The 643-nt window shown below is 38.1% G+C and carries 1 protein-coding gene; it reads right to left on the bottom strand.

Annotation, left to right across the window (positions count from 1 at the left end; all coding sequences use genetic code 11):
* Positions 1-81 precede the first annotated feature (81 nt).
* The coding region (locus LI126_RS14570; protein ID WP_227165653.1) for an IS30 family transposase at positions 82-643 on the bottom strand (562 nt) is incomplete at its 5' end.

The raw sequence follows: 643 nt of genomic DNA, 5'->3' as shown, positions 1-643 counted from the left end.
CTTTTTATTCATTAATATTAATTCCTCGCTTTTCTAAAAATAATTGACACCTAAATTTCAAGAATAAGTTAGCCACTGGACTCAAATAAATAATACTGACCAATTGATTATTGGTTGATGGAGCTGTGATATCTCTTGGTAGAAGGCCTTACGATAGATATCCATTGACGAATGTCCATTAAACATAGCTCGTGGATAGTGATTCATCCAATCATTAGTCGCTATGATCTGAGCACTACTATAGTTATTTATAGCTTCACCTTTGGTAATCTCCTTGTGGAGAAACCGGTTATTGATCTCATTGGATCCACGTTCCCAAGGGGAATACGGATCAGCATAGAAAACATGATCGTGAACTTGTATTAACTCACTAAATTCTGAACCGTTGTCAGAGGTTATTGTCTTAAAAATGCGATAGTAAGCATCTGTGCCCATTTTCTGGCGCAAATTTATAAAGAACTGATTTACTGCATGCGCAGTTTTACCAGCAATTTTACTCGTGATATTAACTCGTGAAAGGCGATCAGTCATTACTAGTACAACACTGTCATTACCGTTTTTCTGTCCCTGAACTGTATCCAGTTCCCAATGGCCAATTTCGGACCGTTGGTCCGCAGTTTGAGGTCGTTGAGCAATATTAGGC

It is taken from the genome of Mediterraneibacter sp. 210702-DFI.5.30, assembly GCF_020560115.1.
Taxonomy (GTDB): domain Bacteria; phylum Bacillota; class Clostridia; order Lachnospirales; family Lachnospiraceae; genus Mediterraneibacter; species Mediterraneibacter faecis.
Note: the sequence above shows the minus strand (reverse complement) of the source record. Positions and strands in the feature narration are given on the sequence as shown.